Source organism: Methyloceanibacter stevinii (assembly GCF_001723355.1).
GTDB classification, from domain to species: Bacteria; Pseudomonadota; Alphaproteobacteria; order Rhizobiales; family Methyloligellaceae; genus Methyloceanibacter; species Methyloceanibacter stevinii.
The window spans coordinates 510,639-528,887 of record NZ_LPWE01000011.1 but is presented as its reverse complement, the minus strand read 5'-3'; the positions used below and the strand labels follow the sequence as shown (position 1 = coordinate 528,887).

Annotated in this window: 15 protein-coding genes and 1 pseudogene; 10 read left to right on the top strand and 6 right to left on the bottom strand. The window is 61.2% G+C overall.

Annotation, left to right across the window (positions count from 1 at the left end; all coding sequences use genetic code 11):
* Positions 1-87 precede the first annotated feature (87 nt).
* The gene (locus tag AUC70_RS09305; RefSeq protein ID WP_069444546.1) at positions 88-747 is read right to left on the bottom strand and encodes a GntR family transcriptional regulator; all 660 of its coding nucleotides are present in this window, start codon (positions 745-747) and stop codon (positions 88-90) included.
* 148 nt (positions 748-895) lie between these two features.
* On the opposite strand from AUC70_RS09305, the gene AUC70_RS09300 reads away from it, so the two are divergent.
* The 8 genes from AUC70_RS09300 (at position 896) to AUC70_RS09270 (ending at position 9,387) form a co-directional block, all read left to right on the top strand.
* Positions 896-1,303: a cobalamin B12-binding domain-containing protein gene (locus tag AUC70_RS09300; protein ID WP_069444545.1), complete on the top strand. Its 408-nt coding sequence runs from the start codon at positions 896-898 to the stop codon at positions 1,301-1,303.
* A gap of 14 nt (positions 1,304-1,317) precedes the next feature.
* Positions 1,318-1,779 (top strand): phenylacetate--CoA ligase family protein, encoded by a 462-nt coding sequence (locus AUC70_RS18015; protein ID WP_244505562.1) that lies wholly within the window; start codon positions 1,318-1,320, stop codon positions 1,777-1,779.
* Between the two features lie 107 nt (positions 1,780-1,886).
* Entirely contained in the window at positions 1,887-2,735 is an 849-nt protein-coding gene (locus tag AUC70_RS18010) for a phenylacetate--CoA ligase family protein (RefSeq protein ID WP_244505561.1), read from the top strand.
* Positions 2,732-3,712, top strand: coding sequence for a methylmalonyl Co-A mutase-associated GTPase MeaB (gene meaB / locus AUC70_RS09290; RefSeq protein ID WP_069444544.1), 981 nt, complete (start codon positions 2,732-2,734; stop codon positions 3,710-3,712). Before AUC70_RS18010 ends, meaB begins: the two co-directional genes overlap by 4 nt.
* Complete coding sequence (locus AUC70_RS09285) at positions 3,709-5,415, top strand: methylmalonyl-CoA mutase family protein (RefSeq protein ID WP_069444543.1); 1,707 nt, start codon at positions 3,709-3,711, stop codon at positions 5,413-5,415. Before meaB ends, AUC70_RS09285 begins: the two co-directional genes overlap by 4 nt.
* An 8-nt stretch (positions 5,416-5,423) precedes the next feature.
* Positions 5,424-6,746 carry a gamma carbonic anhydrase family protein gene (locus AUC70_RS09280; RefSeq protein WP_244505560.1) on the top strand — a complete coding sequence of 441 codons (1,323 nt, stop codon included), beginning with the start codon at positions 5,424-5,426 and terminating at the stop codon, positions 6,744-6,746.
* A 21-nt stretch (positions 6,747-6,767) separates the two neighbouring features.
* Positions 6,768-7,358 carry an ATP:cob(I)alamin adenosyltransferase gene (locus AUC70_RS09275; protein ID WP_069444542.1) on the top strand — a complete coding sequence of 197 codons (591 nt, stop codon included), beginning with the start codon at positions 6,768-6,770 and terminating at the stop codon, positions 7,356-7,358.
* A gap of 301 nt (positions 7,359-7,659) precedes the next feature.
* Positions 7,660-9,387, top strand: coding sequence for a thiamine pyrophosphate-binding protein (locus AUC70_RS09270; RefSeq protein WP_069444659.1), 1,728 nt, complete (start codon positions 7,660-7,662; stop codon positions 9,385-9,387).
* A gap of 5 nt (positions 9,388-9,392) precedes the next feature.
* On the opposite strand, the gene AUC70_RS09265 is transcribed toward AUC70_RS09270, so the two are convergent.
* The gene (locus tag AUC70_RS09265) at positions 9,393-10,346 is read right to left on the bottom strand and encodes an AEC family transporter (RefSeq protein ID WP_342022010.1); all 954 of its coding nucleotides are present in this window, start codon (positions 10,344-10,346) and stop codon (positions 9,393-9,395) included.
* Between the two features lie 111 nt (positions 10,347-10,457).
* Here AUC70_RS09265 and AUC70_RS16310 point away from each other — a divergent pair.
* Positions 10,458-11,339: pseudogene (locus AUC70_RS16310) on the top strand (LysR family transcriptional regulator); the annotation flags it as partial.
* A gap of 100 nt (positions 11,340-11,439) precedes the next feature.
* On the opposite strand, the gene aldA reads toward AUC70_RS16310, so the two are convergent.
* Positions 11,440-12,816: an aldehyde dehydrogenase gene (aldA, locus tag AUC70_RS18005; protein ID WP_244505577.1), complete on the bottom strand. Its 1,377-nt coding sequence runs from the start codon at positions 12,814-12,816 to the stop codon at positions 11,440-11,442.
* Here aldA and AUC70_RS17555 point away from each other — a divergent pair.
* Complete coding sequence (locus tag AUC70_RS17555; protein WP_206599362.1) at positions 12,733-13,047, top strand: hypothetical protein; 315 nt, start codon at positions 12,733-12,735, stop codon at positions 13,045-13,047. The two genes, aldA and AUC70_RS17555, sit on opposite strands and share 84 nt — an antisense overlap.
* Before the next feature lie 41 nt (positions 13,048-13,088).
* On the opposite strand, the gene AUC70_RS09245 is transcribed toward AUC70_RS17555, so the two are convergent.
* The 3 genes from AUC70_RS09245 to AUC70_RS09235 form a co-directional block, all read right to left on the bottom strand.
* Entirely contained in the window at positions 13,089-13,979 is an 891-nt protein-coding gene (locus AUC70_RS09245) for a transporter (protein ID WP_069444537.1), read from the bottom strand.
* A gap of 859 nt (positions 13,980-14,838) precedes the next feature.
* A complete protein-coding gene (locus AUC70_RS09240) occupies positions 14,839-16,584 on the bottom strand; it encodes an outer membrane protein assembly factor BamB family protein (RefSeq protein WP_206599350.1) in 1,746 nt (581 codons plus the stop codon).
* Positions 16,585-16,670: 86 nt separating this feature from the next.
* Entirely contained in the window at positions 16,671-17,189 is a 519-nt protein-coding gene (locus tag AUC70_RS09235) for a QcrA and Rieske domain-containing protein (RefSeq protein ID WP_206599349.1), read from the bottom strand.
* Positions 17,190-18,249: the final 1,060 nt, after the last annotated feature.

Here is an 18,249-nt window from a genome sequence, read left to right as displayed (position 1 = left end):
CGCATGGGCGGGAAGAAGATTGAAGAAATGGCCCGGACTGGAAATAGCCGAGCCTGTGCGGCTACCAGCGCATAAAGGCTGACTCGATCATGCTGGCTCCGGGGCGCCAGATCTGCACACCCGCTCGTAAGCGTCGACCAGGTGTTTACGCATCAACTCGGCCGCCTCATCGGCCTCACCGCGGCTCATGGCGTCGAGAACACGTCCGTGTTCGTTCCAGATTCCGGTCGCCGGCCCCGAGTTCAGCACCCGTCCCATCCCGCGGCGCAGATGATTCCAATGCAACTTCATGGTATCCGCGATCAGCGGGTTGCCCGACAGCCGGTAGATAAAAGAGTGAAAATCCATGTCGGCCTGCTGCACGGCCTTGCTGTCGCCGGACTTTGCGACCGCGCGACCGCGTTCCACCAGCGCTTGCCCCTCCTGGATGTCTTTCTCTGTCATCTTTGGCGTTGCCAGCTTGACCGCCAGCGGCTCCACCACCGAGCGCAACTGGTAGATCGCCTCCAGAAAGTCGAGATCGACCGAGGTGACCTTCAGCCCGCGCCGGCCGGCCTGCACAAGAAAACCTTGTGACTTCAAGACGTTAAGCGCATGCGTCACCGGCTGGCGCGACACGTTGAGGCGGGAGGCGATCTCCTCCTGCGTCAGTCGCTCGCCGGGCTGGAAGGTCCCATCGCACAGGGCATTGAGGATGACCTCGTAGGCCTGATCCACGAGGGTTTTTGCGGGTTCAAGGCCCTGCAATGCGCGTACTCCTTCTGATTCCGACGATTCGATGGGGGGAGAAGGCCCCGAGTATGGTTGCCTCTTGACAACCGCGCAAGTCATGCCACTCTGTATTCCAAATTCTGAATTCAATAAACAGAACTAAATCGGCTTGGGAGGAATTGAGTTGGATCGGCCTATCCGTGTGCTCCTCGCTAAAGTGGGGCTCGACGGCCATGATCGCGGTGTGCGCGTTGTTGCACGCACCCTTCGCGATGCTGGCATGGACGTCATTTATTCTGGGTTGCATCGTACGCCCGAGGAAGTTGTCGACGCCGCCATCCAAGAGGACGTGGACGTCCTCGGCGTCAGCCTGCTTTCGGGCGTCCAGATGACCGTTTTTCCGAAGATCTTCAAGCTCCTCGGCGACAAGGGCGTCGACGATCTGATCGTCGTCGCCGGAGGCGTCATGCCCGACGAGGACGTTGTCGAGCTCAAGAAGATCGGCGTCGAGGAGGTGCTCCTCCAGGATACGCCGCCCCAGGCCATCGTCGACACGCTCACGCGCCTCGTTGCAGAGCGCGGCGCGCGCTGATCGGAGCAATCGACATGGAATATTGGTCTTTTCCGCCGTCCTATCCCGACGACTATTTTCCGGAAGCCTCCTCGCGCTATTGGTTCAAGAAGCGCGAGACGATGCCGCCGAGCGAGCGCGAGGCAGCCATTCTTGAGCGTCTCAAGGTCGTCTGCCGCTACGCCTACGACAACGCACCGTTCTATCGGCGCCGTTGGGACGAGGCCGGCTTCCACCCGGATCATCTCAAGTCGCTCGAGGATTTCGAATCGAAAGTCCCGGTGATCACCAAGCAGGAGCTGCGCCAGTCGCAAGCGGAAGCGCCTCCATTCGGCGACTATCTATGCATTCCGGACAGCGAGGTGTTTCACATCCACGGCACGAGCGGCACGACGGGGCGCCCGACGGCATTCGCCATCGGCCGCAACGACTGGACCGCGATCGCCAACGCGCACGCCCGTATCATGTGGCTATGGGTATGCGCCCAGGCGACATGATCTGTATCGCCGCCATTCTCTCTCTATATATGGGAAGCTGGGGGGGCGCTGGCCGGCGCGAGCGGCTCGGCGCCAAGGCGTTCCCATTTGGAGCGGGCGCGTCCGGCATGACACGGCGGTGTGCCCAGTGGCTCGATGCCATGAAGCCCGCCGGCTTCTATGGCACGCCGACCTATGCCTTGCATCTGGCACAGGAGGCCATCGACAGCGGGCTGAATCCTCGCGAGTTCGGGCTCAAGTTCATGTTCTTCTCCGGCGAGCCCGGCGCCTCCATTCCCGGCGTGCGGGGCCGCATCGAGGAGTATTTCGGTGCGAAGGTTTTCGACAGTGGCTCCATGGCGGAAATGTCGCCCTGGATGAATGTCGCCGGCAGCGCCGAGACGGAAGGCATGCTGTGCTGGCAGGATGTCGTCTACACCGAGGTGTGCGATCCCAAGACCATGCAGCGCGTGCCCTACGGTCAGCGTGGCACGCCGGTCTACACGCATTTGGAACGCACGTCCCAGCCGATGATACGGCTCGCGTCAGGCGACCTGACGCAATGGGTCGACGGTCCGAACCCGTGCGGGCGCACCTACCCGCGGCTGCCGCACGGCATCTTCGGGCGCATCGACGACATGTTCACCATTCGTGGTGAGAACGTCTATCCGAGCGAGATCGACGCCGCCCTCAATGCCACGCCCGGCTACGGCGGCGAGCATCAGATCGTCATCACGCGCGAATCCACGATGGACGAGCTTCTGCTGCGCGTCGAGATCGACGAGGAGTCGGCGCCCGATCCGTTCCGAAACGATGTCTGCCGCCGCATGCAGACCCTACTCGGGTTGCGCGCCAAGGCTGAGATCGTGCCAAAGGGCTCGCTGCCGCGCACCGACTTCAAGGCCCGTCGCGTGGTCGACGACCGCGCCGTCTTCCGCAACATGTACGAGCAGATAAAAACGGAGACCGGGGCGTGAGCCGTTATGCGCCGTCTAGCAGCCTGCTTGGACGCGCAAAGTCCGGCGAGACCGCGGCTATCGCACGCCTAATCTCACGCGCCGAAGCGGGGGTCGAGGAAGTCAGGGAGACTCTGGCGGGGATTTACCAGCTTTCGGGCTCCGCGCATGTGATCGGGATCACGGGCGTCCCCGGCAGCGGCAAGTCCACACTTGTCGCCGCGCTCGCGGGCCGTTTGCGTAAGCTCGGCATGAAAGTCGGAATTGTCGCGGTGGACCCATCGAGCCCCTACACCGGCGGCTCGATTCTGGGCGACCGCATCCGCATGACGGACATCGCGTCCGATCCCGGCATCTATATCCGCAGCATGGCCACACGTGGGGCCGTCGGCGGGCTAGCCCGGGCAACTCTGGAGGCGACCGATATCCTCGATATCGGCGGCTTCGACACCATCATCGTGGAGACCGTCGGCGTCGGCCAGGACGAGGTCGAGATCGCCAAGGCGTCGAACACCACGATTGTCGTGTCCGCGCCGGGTCTGGGCGACGACGTGCAGGCGATCAAAGCCGGCATGCTCGAAATTGCCGACATTCACGTCGTTTCCAAATGTGATCGTAGCGATGCGTCGCGCACGATCACCGATCTCAAGACCATGCTGATGCTCGGGCTGAAGCCGGGCGAGACGCCCGATTGGAACGCGCCCGTGGTTGGCATCAGCTCCTATACGGGCGACGGCTTCGACGAACTCATCGATGCGCTCACCCGCCACCGCAAGGTGGCCTTCGACTCCGAAAGCGGCAGGAAGCGCCGTCTCGCGATCGCCAGGTATCGCCTCCACAAGACCGCCGAGACTCTGCTGATCGAGCGCTTCACCGAAGAATCCAGACCCCATTGCTCGGCGCTCGCCCAGCGCCTCAGCGATCGTCAGGCCGATCCCTATTCGCTGGCGAACGAGCTTGTAACAGCCTCACTCGAAAAAGGAATATTTAACCGATGAACGAGATCTTCAATGATTCCTCCTTCTCCCGGGAAGTCATCGACAAGATCCGGGCGGAGGAGAAGGACTGGGAGGCCAACGAGGTCGCGCAGTTCCTTCGCAAGCAGGCCGAGAGCAAGGAGCAGTTCTTCACGCTCGGCGATTTTCCGGTCAAGCGCACCTATACCGCCGCGGACCTGGCCGAAACGCCGATCGAGGACATCGGGCTGCCCGGCCGCTATCCGTTCACCCGCGGCCCCTACCCGACCATGTACCGCTCACGGCCATGGACCATGCGCCAGATCGCGGGCTTCGGCACCGGTGAGGACACCAACAAGCGTTTCAAGTATCTGATCGCGCAGGGTCAAACAGGCATCTCCACCGATTTCGATATGCCGACACTGATGGGCTACGACTCCGACCATCCCATGAGCGAGGGAGAGGTCGGCCGCGAGGGCGTCGCAGTCGACACCCTTGCCGACATGGAGGCCCTGTTCGAGGGTATCGATCTGGAGAAGATCTCCGTCTCCATGACCATCAATCCGTCCGCCTGGATCCTGCTCGCGATGTACGTCGTGCTGGCGCAGGAACGTGGCTATGACCTCAACAAGCTCTCCGGGACGGTCCAGGCCGACATCCTCAAGGAGTACATGGCTCAGAAGGAGTACATCTTCCCGGTCGAGCCGTCCGTGCGCATCGTTCGCGACTGCATCACCTACTGCGCGCGTAACATGAAGCGCTACAATCCCATCAACATTTCCGGCTACCACATCTCCGAGGCCGGCTCCTCGCCGCTCCACGAGGCCGCGTTCACGCTCGCCAGCCTCATTGTCTACGTCGAGGAAGTCTTGAAGACGGGCATGGAGGTGGACGAATTCGCGCCGCGCCTAGCGTTTTTCTTCGTCTGCCAGGCCGACTTCTTCGAGGAAGTCGCTAAGTTTCGGGCGCTCCGCCGCTGCTACGCCAAGATCATGAAGGAGCGGTTCGGCGCTAAGAATCCCGAGTCGATGCGCCTGCGCTTCCATTGCCAGACGGCGGCGGCCTCTCTCACCAAACCGCAATACATGGTCAATGTCGTGCGCACGTCCATGCAGGCGCTTGCGGCTGTCCTCGGCGGCTGCCAGTCGCTCCATACCAACGGCTACGACGAAGCCTTCGCGATCCCGACCGAGGACGCCATGCGCATGGCGCTGCGCACCCAGCAGGTCATCGCCGAGGAGACCAACGTCACGCAGGTGATCGATCCGCTTGGTGGCTCCTATTACGTCGAGACGCTTACCGCCGACTACGAGAAACGCATCTTCGAGATCCTTGCCGAGGTCGAGAGCAACGGGGGAACCCTGAAGCTAATCAGCGACGGCTGGTTCCAGAAGCATATCGCCGACTTCGCCTATGAGACCGCATTGCGCAAGCAGTCGGGCGACAAGCCCGTCATTGGCGTCAATCGCTTCGTGGACAACCAGGACGATCCCGAGATCCACACTCACCCCTACGACCAGACGACGGCAGAGCGTCAGGTCGCGCGCACCCAGCGCGTACGCCGCGAGCGCGACGCCGAAAAACACGAGGCTCTTTTGAAGAAGCTCGTAGAGGTGGCGAAAGATCCCTCGGAAAACATCATGCCAGTGACGGTCGAACTCGTCGCCAACGGCGCCACAATGGGCGACATCGTCGAAACGTTGAAAGACGTTTGGGGCACCTATCGTGAGACACCCGTCTATTGAGCCAGCGCATGCCACTGTCGCGTCACCAACTCAAGTCTTCTCGTGCGGCCGCGCGAAAGGGCAGTCCCGCTGCCGCCGCGCTGCTGCTTGCCCGCAGCGTCGCGCTGGGTCACGGGCGGCTTAGTGTCCGCCGATTCATGATCGCGCGCAGTTTGCGCGCACCGGGAATCGAAAAGTTCCAGCCCTATTGCTCGCAAGCCGCGGCAAAGTTGTCTGTGGACGAACTGCTGACGAGCGCGCGCTTGATCAAGGGGAGCATGCGCAGCCGCGACGGCGTCTACACAATGGCTGCAGACCTTCTCCCGTCGCGGAAGCCCTACATCCTTCCCTATGACGGCATCGAACCGCTCTTTGCCAGCGAGCACCAGCTCAGCGGGCACGGCTCGTGCGTCCTGGGAAAGGTCGAGATCGGGGCAGGACCATTACTCGCGGCCAATTCGGTGCTCCGCGCTGACGGTCACTACGTGCGCATCGGCGACTCGTTCTCATTGGGCGAGTATGGAACGGTCCATATTGCCCACGATCTCTATCCCACCCGTATCGGGGATCGGGTGACCGTGGGAAGCAACGCCGTGGTCCACGCGTGTGATGTCGGCAATGACTGCGTCATCGAGAATGATGCCGTCATTCTTGATGGCTCGGTCGTCGAGAATCACGTCGTCATCGAAAAGGGAGCGGTCGTCTTCCCCCGTACGAAACTGGAGGGCGGCCACGTCTATGCCGGCATCCCAGCCATGCCCGTTCGCGCCTGCAGCCCGTATGAGTGCGAGGCGCGTGCCGTGCAACTGCGCGAAGAGATCGCAAGGTCCATATTTGTCCACGAGGCAGCCGGCACACCGGACCTCGTTCCGCCAGACGATGCCTTTGTCGCCAAGACGGCGCACCTCAAAGGCCGCATCGACCTTGCGAGCAACGCAAGCGTCTTTTTTGGCTGCCGGCTGGAGGCCAACGGCTTCGCGATCCGAATCGGTCGCAACGTCAACATTCAGGACAACACCCGCATTCACTGCGAGAAAGGCGACTTTGTCATCGGTGCCAACTCGACGATCGGCCACAACGTCGATTTGCATGACTGCCGCATTGGCGAAGGATCACTTATCGGCATCGGCTCCACCGTAAACTCCGGCGCCGTCATTGACGACGACGTGCTGCTCGCCGCAGGAGCTGTCGCCGAGCCCGGACAGCATCTGACCGGCGGCTGCGTCTGGGCGGGACGTCCGGCCCATCCACTTGCCAAGCTCGACGATGCAAAACGCGAGATGATGCGGAGTGTCATCGGACACTATCTCAATTACGCCAAGGCTTTTCGTGCGGAGCAAGCCACCTCGTAGGACAACTGGAGGGAATCTCCAATGGAACAACTCCGTCGCCAGGCGACCGCACATCCAGGTGACTGCGGTCAGACCAAGCTCGACTCAGGAGTGATCGTCGATAAGGACAGCGTACCGGTCGAAGCGATTGGCGCGATAGTGGAGTTGCGTGCCTGGATCGCAGTCTTGATCTCGCTTTCGTCATCGCCCCTACTCAAAAGCCTGCGCGCAGTACGGGCCGATCTGGCGGCAATCATCCGCCGGATCAAAGCCACTGGCACTCCCCGGCTTTCACAGGAGTCCCTCGAACGCATCGATGCTGCCGTAGAGGGGCTCGAGGCAGAGCTAACCGCACAGACTCCGAACATGAGAGTTAGCGAACTCCCGACCTCGGCCTTCGCTGAGGTCGCATACGCGGTCTGCCTGCGAGCCGAGCGACGCTTGGCCGAACTGAACCAACTCAACAACATTGCTGATGCCATGCTCTCAACTGAAGGCGGCAAGGAAGCCGCTGGCGCCATAGCACTCGCCTACCTCAACCGCCTTTCCGATCTCCTGCGCCTGCTCGAAGCGAGTTGTGGATCCCTGTCCGTTCCTTCGACCGCGATAGCTACCATCGGTGAAAACGGTTGAAAGCCTGTTGGACTACACAACCCGCGCCTGTCGTGGCTGCGATAGCAGATTCTCCCGCCCATCAGCAGGCCGTCGGAGCGGGTCTGTTGGGGATCGGAATCGCAATGGCAAACAAATCTGACGGCCGCGACACGCGCCTTGCACTCTTGCCGTTGATCTACCCGAGTTTGGCCGACACCAGTCCGCACTCCAGCCCACTCGCGAGCTACGTCGACCCGGCTAGCCCAGCCACAGCCGCCGCGACAACACCTAGGAAGGAACCGTGCCACGCTACGACTGACGAAACTATGCAAACATGAACATGGATAGTACGAGAATCGCCGACAACTCGTCGGCAGCGATCATTGCGCGGTTCCTGCGCCGCCGCGGTGTCGACCGCGTTTTTGCGCTGTGTGGCGGCCATATCATGCCGATTTGGATGAGCATTGATGCAGAGGGCATTCGCATCATAGACGTCCGCGACGAGCGTGCAGCCGTTCACATGGCACATGCCCATGCCGAACTGACCGGGTCGCTCGGGGTTGCTCTCGTGACCGCAGGCCCGGGACTAACCAATGCGATCACCGGTATCGCGAACGCTCATGTGGCTCGCGCGCCGGTGCTGGTCCTGTCGGGCGTGCCGCCACGTGCGCAAGAAAATCGCGGTAGCCTGCAGGACCTCGACGGCGCGCTTCTCGTGCGCTCGATTACGCGTTATGCGCGTACAGTGCGCGAGCCATCCCTGGTGCTGCAGGAGCTTGATGCGGCCGTGGAACGCGCCGTCGGGCGGGGCGGCGACCCAGGTCCTGTCTACCTCGATTTTCCCACCGACACTCTCCGCGCGAAGGTCGTCCCCGCGCTGCAGATGGACGAGCACTTTCGCCAGAAACCGACGCCGGCCCTTGTGCCTCCAAGAGATAGCCTCGAAGATGCAGCCGAGATTCTCTGGTCAGCCAGAAGGCCGCTTGTGATATCGGGCCGCGGCGCGCGTACGGCGGGCCCGGCGCTCACGCGCTTTCTAGATCAACTTGGCGCACTCTACCTCGATACCGGCGAGAGCCGCGGTGTCGTTTCCGACGGACACCCCTCTGTCGTCAACGGTGTGCGCGGCAAGGTGATGACCGAGGCCGACGTCGTCGTGACCCTCGGCCGCCGGCTCGATTTCCAGCTCGGGTTCGGTTCGCCCGCGATCTTCGGCGACGCCAAGTTCGTGCGCATCTCTGATGCGCCCTCCGAGCTTTCCGACAACCGGCGTGGCGAGGTTGAGATTCATGCCGATGGCGCCCTGACCCTCAACGGCCTTTTGGAAGCGGCCGGCAATCGCGAACCCGCAATCGATCACGAGTGGGCGGCGCGTTTGCGCGCCGAACACGAACGCAAGACGGAGTCGCTCCGGCTGGCGATGGCGTCCGCCCCGGACGACGAAAACGGACGCATCCACCCCCACAAACTCATCGCGGCCCTCCAGAACCATATCGGTGATGACGACATCGTCGTCACTGATGGCGGCGACTTCCTGAGCTTTTGCCGCGTCGGCCTATCCGCAAAGCGCATGCTCGACCCGGGCTCGCTCGGCTGTATCGGCATCGGCCTGCCGTTCGGCATTGCCGCCGGGCTCGCCTTTCCCGAACGGCCGGTAATCGTCGCAACGGGCGACGGCTCTTTCGGCTTCAACGCCATCGAGATCGACACCGCTGTGCGCCATAACGTGCCGCTCGTCGTCGTTGTCGCCAACAACGGCGCTTGGCAGATTGAGGTCCACGATCAGCGCATCACCTATGGCAAGGTCGTCGGCACAGAGCTGCAATACGCCGACCATGCCGCACTGGCGCGAGCACTCGGCATGAAGGCCGAGAGAATCGAGAGCGCCGAGGAATTGCCTGCGGCCATCGAATGGGCGATCGCCAACAAGCCGGCACTACTGGACGTCGTCGTTTCTCCGGGGGCCGTCTCGTCCGACTCCAAGTCGGGCCTGGCTTGGGTTCCGGATCTACAGCCGCTGGCCGCCTGGGACGAAGCCGAACTCAAATGGCGCGACGGCGTGAGCTAAAAGTGTCACCGTGTCGCGATCTCCAACTCCGCATAGCCGCCCCAATAGAGCAGAAATGTGATGGTAACGAGCGAGACCAGGGTCGAGAGCATAACGGCACTCGACGTCGTCACCGTCTCGCGGCCGTAGAGCTCCGCTAGCATGAACGGTCCCGTCCCGGTCGGAAGCGCGGACAACAGCACGGCAATTCCGGCGAGAAACGGGGGCAGCCCGAAGAACATTGCAAGCACCCAGGTCAACGCCGGATGCACCAGCAGCTTACCTGTCGAAAGGAGTGCTGCCTTCGACCAGATCCGGCCGGTGCTCTCCTTGCTGCTATCGGCGAAAAACAGTCCGAGGGAAACGAGTGCGCACGGTGCGGCGCTGGCGCCCAAAAGATCGAGAAAGCTATCGAGGGCCATGGGCATCGGGAGTCCTGCCGCAGCCCAAATGCCGCCAAGCAAGGGGGCAATGATCAACGGGTTTCGGATGAGCGATCCCCCAACAGTCAAGACAATCGCTACGCCGCGCGGCTGCGTCTGCCGCCCTGCCTCGACCAACACGATCGCGATGGCGAAAAGCACAACGGTCGTCGCGACGGCCGCGAGTGTTACGGCGGGTAGGCTGTCGGTACCCAGCACCAGCAGACACAGGGGAATGCCCATATAGCCCGTGTTGGAGTAGGCCGCGCCCAGCCCGTCGACGCTCGCATCCGAGAGGTTGTTGCGGGCAAAGAGGCACAATACGACCGTGACGCCATAGATGACCGTGCTCGACAGAGCAAAGATCGCGACAAACTCCATGAGGTCAAGGTTCCCCCAGTCCGCTCCCGCCATCACGTCGAACAACAGCGCCGGCAGCGCGAGATAAGAGACGTAGCGATTGAGATCGAGGGAAGCGTGCGGACCGAGAACCCCCACTTTGCGCGCGCCGAATCCGGCGAGAATGATGGCGAAGACCGGCAGAACCACCGTGACCATGGAGAGCATTGAAGGGACCGTTATTGGAGGATGCGACGCGCCACACTAAGGCCGCATGATCGATATGATCCAATGCAATGATCAGACGCTAATGATACATTTTCAGCATGAATGGGGATGGTCCCCGGACAAGGCTCCCAGATGATTGACACCAAGCACCTGCGCTCGTTTTGCGTCCTCGCCGAGACCCTGCATTTTGGCCGCGCGGCGGAGCGGCTCAATCTTTCCCAGCCGCCGCTCAGCCGGCAGATTGCCGCTCTCGAAACGGAACTCGGTATCGCTCTGTTCAAGCGCAGTTCCCGTAGCGTCGCGCTGACCGCCGGTGGCACGCAGCTCCATGCCGACGCCAAGGCCATCCTTTCGCTGCTCGAGCAGGCCTGCAAAAACGCAACGGCAGCGGAACGCGGCCAGATCGGCGCCCTGCGCATCGGGTTCACCAGCTGCGCCGCCTACAATGTTGTCCCGGGAATCGTGCGATCCTATTCGGCGGCCTTTCCGAATGTGCACTTCACGATCCGCGAGCAGCTGCCCGAGGACCTCAGTACCCATGTCATCGAAGGCAAGATCGACGCCGCCATCATGTTTCCGCCGGAGAACGCCCAGGCGCTCAATTCGCGCACAGTCTACACGGAGCCACTATGCGCGGCGTTGCCAAAGGGACATTCCCTCGCCCATAAGCGCCAGATCGCCATCGCGGAACTGGAGGACACGCCATTCGTCATCGCACCGCGCAGCGCTGCTCCGAGCCTCTACGACGCGATCATCGGACATTGCCAAGCCAGCGGTTTCACGCCCCAGGTTCGCCTCGAGACAAACCTTCAGCAGACTATCCTCAATCTCGTTGCGGAAAGCGTGGGCGTGGCCCTCGTACCGAGCTCGATGAAGAAGGCGCGTCTCAACGGCGCCGTCTTCCTGTCCATTCAGGACGCGCCGGTCGTGCACCAAGTCGTTGCCTGGGCCAAGCGAGATATCAATCCCTGCCTTCATGGCTTTCTGAACCTCTTGGACCCAGGCTCGCACACGAACACATACAGCCAAACGCCGCGACTAGGGGGCGGCTCCAGCAGGGCCGCCGCCCCCCCTCCGCAACCGCCTATCCGTGCTGCATATAGACGATTTGCGTCTCGGTGTACTCGTAGAGACCGTGCTTGCCGTCAGCACCGCCGATGCCCGACTTACGTCGACCTGCATGGAAGCCCTGCATCGCCTCGAAGTGCTCGCGATTGATGTAGGTCTCGCCGAATCGTAATTCGCGCGTCGCGCGCATGGCTGTACTGAGATCGTTTGTGAATATCGATGACGTCAGTCCATATTCGGAATCGTTGGCCAGCGCGATCGCTTCATCGACGCTGTCTACCGCCTGTATCGGTAAGACAGGGCCGAATATCTCCTTGCGCATAATCTCCATGTCGGCACGGCAATCGGTCAGAATCGTTGGCTGATAGTGGTGGCCCCGCGGAACGTCGGCCGGCCCGCCACCGACGACGACCGTGGCGCCGTCGCCTTTCGCGCGCTCCACCATGCCGGCCACCTTTTTGAGTCCCACCTCATTGACGAGCGGCCCCATGTCGAGATCTTCGTTCGACAGAGGATCGCCATACCGGGTGTCCCGCATCAGCTGTGCAAGCCGGTCAACGAACTCGTCGGCGATCCTGCGCTCCACGTAAACACGCTCGGCGCAGTTGCAAAGTTGCCCCGTATTGGTCATGCGCGAGTCGTAGACTGCCTTTGCAGCAAGACCGAGGTCGGCGTCGGCCAGCACGATGGCGGGAGCCTTTCCACCGAGTTCCAGGTTGACGCGTGTGAGATTGGCGGCTGCAGCCTGCATGATACGCAAACCCGTCTCGACACTGCCCGTGAAGCTGATCAGATCGACGTCGGGGTGGCGCGACAAGGCCGCGCCGGGGCCCGATCCCGTCCCGCTGATGTGATTGAACACGCCCGGCGGCAGGTCAGTCTCGGCAACCAACTTAGAGAAAGCGAAGGCGTTGAGCGGCGTTTCCTCGCTCGACTTGACGACGATGGTGTTGCCAGTAACCAGGGCCGGCGCCATCTTGCGCGCAATCAGGAACAGCGGGAAGTTCCACGGGATGATGCCCGCGACGACGCCGATCGCCTTTCGGTGAAGAAAAATGCTTTCGCCGGGACGGTCGCTCGAGATGACTTCACCCTCTATGCGCCGTGCCCACTCGGCCATGTAGTCGATATAGTCGGCGGTGAACTCCACCTCGACCTGGGCGAGTGGGAGAATCTTGCCCTGTTCCCGGCTGATAATCTTGGCGAGTTCGTCCACGTTCTCGCGTAGCTTTGCCGAAATCGCACGCAAATGCCGAGCCCGGGCGATTGGTGGCAATCTTTCCCAATCCGCTTGGGCCGTTCGCGCTGCATGAACGGCCCGGTCCACGGTATCCGCGGAGCTGTCAGGAACCGACTCGAGGCGCTCCTGCGTCGCGGGGTTGAACACGTCGATCGCATCGTCTCCGGTATCTGCAAACCGGCCACCGATAAAGTTTTGATACGGACTTTCTTGAAGCACTACTTCCTCACTAACTTGCACTTGCCCTCAGATCTGGTGTCCGAGGTGCTGTTGCTGCCGCCATTGGTTGCCAGGAACGGCGCGGAGTGGATGGATACGCCCGCTCCGCGCGGCATTTTGGCCTGTCAGTTGGCGTACGACCTACGAATCGACATCACGCTGTGATGGACCGGTTTCCTTTCCATTGTCCGCGACCGTGCCGGGCTCTACCAGACAACCGCGTATTTCAAGTTCCAGCTGTCGTTGTAGGAGTGGTTCTTGCCGGCCAGACTCTGGGAGTAGCGCAAGGTGAGCCACTGGTTCTCGAAGGTGTCGATCATGAAGCCGAGACCACCGTCAAAGGACCACGCCTCGTTAAAGCCCGCATAGGCCCCAATATACTCGTAGTCCAGAGCGATGAAGGGCTCGAGCCAATCGGTGGCCAGCCAGCCGAAGCGGTTGTTGGTGTGATACAGCATGGCGGGTTGAACGCGGCTGGGCTTTGAAGATTGCCAAACGAAGCCCGCATTACCCGTCCAGTCGAACGCCGAGCCAATGGGCGTGTACCAGAGAACGCTGGACAAGTTTTTCCAGGTCTGATCGCTGACATCGGTGTCCCCGATCGGGATCTGCACGAACGACTGGACGCCGAGCGTGGAGGCGGGCGTCGGTTTGAACCAAGTCGCAAAACCGGTAATCGTGTCGCCGAAGCCGCTGACTTGGCTGCCGTCCGGATTAGCCTGGCTCTTGCTGTTGCGAACGGAGATCTCCGGCTGGATGATCTCCCAAGCCACGCCGACGTTTCGGTTGAACTCCGGCGTCCAGAAATAAACGTATTTCGACAGGCCGACGAGCGCCTGCGATCCATCGCCCACGATGCTCTCGCCGCTGTTCGACCAGACCTTGGAGTTGTCCTGCACATACGCATACTGAACGAACACATTGAACGGGTCGAAGTTGACCGGAAGGTCGTATTCCTTTGGCCCGATAACGTCGAATGTCGTTTGCGCCCGGGCGGGAGTTCCCACCATCAACGCCATGGACATCGCCAAGATGGCGGCCCCGATGGCGGCGCGTCCACGCTTGTTGCCCAAATGCAATCTCGATGTGATACTCATTCTCAGTTTCCCCCAATCTCACTTGTGTGGCTCGTTGCTACGCACCGGATGGTGCAATGTGCGCTTCGAGACTTATTGAAGGCGGCCCTGAACGAGGCGCCTCGAAGCTATACCGCGACGCGACCGGATCCCCGTCCAGTCGGCTCGGATTTCGACTGCATGCAGGGCAGCCGATCGCCCCGGCGATCGCTCGCCGGACGAGCGTCAAGATACGCTGCATGCTGAATACACGGAGCAGCTGCCTGGGAGCGAAAGCTGGCCGCTGAACTTCGGTCTGGAATCGAAGGCACAGGTGCGGATCTAAGCCGGGAAGCGCATCACGCCCACGCCAGCCGAGCTCACGGAACGCGTGGTTCCGCAGTAGCTCTTCCCGCAATGGATTGTCCCGCTCGCCGCTTTCCCTTTTCGGCGTGGCCCGGGACTGACGGACCACTGGCATCGCATTTCTACCTTCGAAAATTCACGATGCATTCACATGAGCAAGCGCTATGCCAATTCTTAATATTCAGTGTCCAAACTAGGAGAACAAGCCACAAGTCCTTGCGCTAGCGACGTTTCCTGTCTTGATGCCGCACCTGCACAAATGATCGCGACATGGTGCCGCGCGTTAATTGGCGCGGAAGCGCGGAAACACCTGTAGCCCCGGTCGCGCAACACCTGTCGCTCTTCCGGCTGACTAGCGCAGAATCGATGGATTGCTCATCCAACGGGGGCGGCGTGGAACTAACGCTTGCCCCGCTAGAACCGGACGTCTCGTCGAACTCCGCACCCGACCGCGACTCTGTTTGCAGATGCACACCAAGGCGGCTCGCTCAAAGAAAAGCCTCCCCGTCTGAGGGACGGGGAGGCCAGTTGGACGTCAACGCAGTTCGTTTGGGAGGAGAACGCTAGTCCTCGTCACCGAGCGCGAACACCCACACGGATCCGCCTTCGGGGACCTTCGCCTCCCACCCGTTGGACTCGTGCATCTTGCTCTGGATCCAATTGATGTCGACGCCATAGCCGGAAACGACGGCGATGTATTGTTTGCCGTCGATCTCGTAGCTAACGGGCGGCGAAATGATGCCGGAGGGCGTGGGAAACTCCCAGAGAAGTTCGCCGCTCTTGGCATCGTAAGCCGGAACTTGCGATCATTGGTACCGCCGGCGAAGATCACATCACCTGCAGTCGCCAGGATCGAGCCAAAGTTCCAGGATTTCTCATACGTAGTCTTCCAAAGCTCGTCGCGTCCATTCACGCTCCAAGCCTGGATGCCTCCGATGTAGGGAGCACCTTCGGTGATATCCGGTCTCAGCGACTTGATATCGATGCCCGCTGACCACTGGCCCGGCAACACAGGCTGAACCACACCCTCCAGCGTCGTGCAGTGATTGTCGTTGAAGGGCACGTAGAGCGTTCCGGTCTTCGGGCTGTAGGCTTGGTAAAACCAGTCCTTGCCGCCCCAGACGCTGGGGCAGTAAGTCACCTTCTTGCCCGTACCGAGCTTGTGATCCTCGTTGTAGGTCGGACGGCCCGTCTTCGGATCGAAGCCCGTGAAGACGTTGTTCTTTACGTACTGTTTAGAGGCGTCGTACGTGATCTCGCCCTTGTCGTTGCGATCGAGCCAGTAGAGAACGCCGTTGCGTTGAGCGGTGATGAGGCCAGGAACCTCCTTGCCGTCCTTCTCGAAGTTGACCAACGAGGGGGCGTTCATGCCGGCCCAGTCCCAGGAGTCGTTCCAGTGGTACTGGTAGTGGCCGAGGATCTTGCCGTTATCAGGATTGATGGAGATGACCGAGGCCAGGTACAGGTTGTCGCCGGGGCGTTGATCCCCGGGCCAAGGCGATCCATTGCCGACACCCCAATAGATGATGTCGTTTTTGGCGTCGTAGTTGCCCGGCATCCACATGGTGCCGCCGCCGGTCTTCCAGGCATTCTTCCACTTGCCGTCCTGCGGCCACGTCTCGTTACCGGGCTCTCCGGGTCCGGGAATTGAATAGGTTGTCCATTCCTCCTTGCCCGTCTTGGCATCGAAAGCCTTGAGGTAGCCTCGAACACCGAACTCGCCGCCGGAGGGACCGACGATGACCTTCCCCTTCACGACCAGTGGCGCGGAGGTGATGTACTCGCTCCGCTTCTGCCAATCGCAAGCGGTGGCTTCCCAGACGAGCTTGCCCGTCTTAGCGTCGAGCGCCTGCAGGACGCAGTCAACGCTTGCGACATAGACGTTGTCGCCCCACAGGGCCACACCTCGGTTGGTCATGTGCAAAGCACTAAAGCCCTCCGCGATCTCGCGCTTGTATGTCCACAGCGTTCGGCCGGTCTTGGCATCGAATGCCAATACCTGGTTGCTCGGCGTAGCAACGAACATGTAGCGTCCGTTGACGATCGCCGGCGCTTCATGCCCTGAGGTCACGCCCGTCGCCGCAGCCCAAACAGGGCGCAGCTTGGAGACATTCTGGGCTGTGATCTGGTCGAGCGAACTGTAGCTCCATCCCGCGTAGTTGCCCTTGGTCAGAAGCCAGTTTTCTGGCTCAGGATTGGCCAAGCGCTCGTCGGTAACAGTGCTGTACTCTCCTGGCTCCGCCGCACAAACGGCCGGCACGCTTACCACAGCAAGCATCATTAGCAACTTCAATACTCTCATTTCGATTCCTCTCCTTGGGTCATAGACTTTTCGTTGTTGTCGGAGAGAAAGGGTTCCCCCCTTTCTCACTCTCGCGGCGGCCCTAGGCGGCCGTCGAAATCGGCCGCCACCGTCACGTTCCCATCCGCCAATTTCAGCGGAAGGATCGCCAGTCGCCGGGTTGCGGGCCCGACGACAATCTTTCCCTTGTTACCAACGTCGAACGTAGACCCGTGGCAATTGCAGACGAACTCGTGGTGCGTGTCGTTGTTCTCAGTGATGATGCAGCCGTTGTGGGTGCATACGGCCGAGTAGGCGACGACGCCATCGGCAGAAAGCGGCTTCGTATCGTCTTCGATCTCTGAGGGATCGAGCCGGCCGACAGCGATAATGTTGAAGCGAGATCCGTCGCGTAGGGTCTTTGTTACCGGATCCATGGGATAGGCCAGGATGGGCCTGGCCCCCACTTCCACCTGAGACGGCGCGATCGTCTCGCCCTGGTTCTCCCCTATCATGAACACCAGGAGATCGCCGGGTTGGGGACGCATGCTTGCGGCATCGAGAGCGGCATTGGCCAGCGCGCTCGGCAGAGCCGGTATCGCCAAGCTCGACAGCGCACCAACAAGAAGGCTGCGCCTTCCGCATGAAATATATTCCAGCGGTCGGCAACCACAAGCCGACCTCGTCTTCTCACTCACAGTTCGCTTCCTCCAAAGTTTGTCGTCTTCTCTAGTCTTGACGACGGTCGTTGCCGCCGCGGTTCTCAATCTCGCAACAAAGCTCCTACGGTTGGGAGGCGAAGGAATCCGCCTCTGCTGCCGGAATCGTTTCGGATGGTCTGAGCCCTGCGATATCGCCGGTCGTGCTGCGATTCATAGCCATCAGCCTAGCCCGCGCCGACGAAGGGCGGCGCGCACAGCAACCGTCGCCAAACAATGTGCTGTGCTTCGCGACGGTAACCGCCGCCTTCCCCGCCACGCTTGCAGAAGAATTGCCAGGTAACGACCACGCCGGCGGTGCACTCGCAATGGCCCCAACCACGGCTTGCGCATACTAGAGAGCGCAACGACCACGCGCGCGTTTGCACGATGCACGCTCATGCCCCCGCCGCACGCTAGTGATGGACCGCGAAGTACCATGTGAGTCGCCACGCAGTTAACATTGGCAGACATTCCGCAAGCGCCGTGCCACTTGCTCGCAAACCACGGGGCACAGTGTCACGGCGACCGCCAGCGGGGGAACACCACCTTGTTACAAAATGATTTTTCCTACGCTGGCCCGTGCCGGCGGAATTTCGCTGGTGTGATGGGCCCAGCGGCAGGCTGTGTAGCGTAGGGCTACACCTGTAGCGCGTGCAGCTTCGCCTGTTGCGACTCTTCGAGCGCCTGCTGTCGCTGGATGCTCTCGCTTAAAGACGAGCGCCATACCGCCGCGACTTGTACCTCGTGCTGGGACTTGTACCTCGTGGTGGCAGGGAGCCGTCTCCGGCCTTAGAGCCGACTATCTTTTGCCGCCAAACGACTGCATCGGACAAAAATTAGACGTCCGCACCGTCTCATAGCATAATGGATGTGAGAATGCCTCGACAACAAAGTCAACTGCGACACAACGACGTTGCTAAAATTCATCGGCATTCCGAGGAGGAGATGTTTGTGAGATCTGATC

Coding starts and splice junctions, on each gene's coding strand:
- AUC70_RS18015 (WP_244505562.1), top strand. CDS start 1,318: ATGGAATATTGGTCTTTTCCGCCGTCCTATCCCGACGACTATTTTCCG.
- AUC70_RS18010 (WP_244505561.1), top strand. CDS start 1,887: ATGACACGGCGGTGTGCCCAGTGGCTCGATGCCATGAAGCCCGCCGGC.
- AUC70_RS09285 (WP_069444543.1), top strand. CDS start 3,709: ATGAACGAGATCTTCAATGATTCCTCCTTCTCCCGGGAAGTCATCGAC.
- AUC70_RS09280 (WP_244505560.1), top strand. CDS start 5,424: ATGCCACTGTCGCGTCACCAACTCAAGTCTTCTCGTGCGGCCGCGCGA.
- AUC70_RS09275 (WP_069444542.1), top strand. CDS start 6,768: ATGGAACAACTCCGTCGCCAGGCGACCGCACATCCAGGTGACTGCGGT.
- AUC70_RS09270 (WP_069444659.1), top strand. CDS start 7,660: ATGGATAGTACGAGAATCGCCGACAACTCGTCGGCAGCGATCATTGCG.
- AUC70_RS09265 (WP_342022010.1), bottom strand. CDS start 10,346: ATGGTCACGGTGGTTCTGCCGGTCTTCGCCATCATTCTCGCCGGATTC.
- AUC70_RS17555 (WP_206599362.1), top strand. CDS start 12,733: ATGAACGGCCCGGTCCACGGTATCCGCGGAGCTGTCAGGAACCGACTC.
- AUC70_RS09245 (WP_069444537.1), bottom strand. CDS start 13,979: ATGAGTATCACATCGAGATTGCATTTGGGCAACAAGCGTGGACGCGCC.
- AUC70_RS09240 (WP_206599350.1), bottom strand. CDS start 16,584: ATGATGCTTGCTGTGGTAAGCGTGCCGGCCGTTTGTGCGGCGGAGCCA.